General features: G+C 43.8%; 1 protein-coding gene. It reads right to left on the reverse strand.

Going from position 1 to position 235, the window contains the following annotated elements:
- A partial coding sequence (zapB, locus tag FN960_RS24780) for a cell division protein ZapB (RefSeq protein WP_143850872.1) occupies positions 1-113 on the reverse strand: 113 nt, incomplete at its 3' end.
- Positions 114-235: the final 122 nt, after the last annotated feature.

Here is a 235-nt window from a genome sequence, read left to right on the forward strand (position 1 = left end):
GAGTTGTTTTTTTCTTTCAGCTCTTCGATTTCCATCTGCAACAGAGTGATGGTATCAATCGCCTGCTGTACTTTTGCTTCCAGTTTCTCAAACACTTCTAATGACATTGTCATACCTCTCCTGAATTGCAAGGCGTTGATGGATAAAAAATCCTCGTCCCGATTACCGGTGACGCCTTAATAAATACGAGCGCACTTTAGTTAGCTCCGATTGTATGAAGCCGCGCCATCGCTGT

Origin of the sequence: Alkalicoccobacillus porphyridii, from assembly GCF_007293315.1 — a bacterium.
In the GTDB taxonomy this organism is placed as follows: Bacteria; Bacillota; Bacilli; order Bacillales; family Bacillaceae_D; genus Alkalicoccobacillus; species Alkalicoccobacillus porphyridii.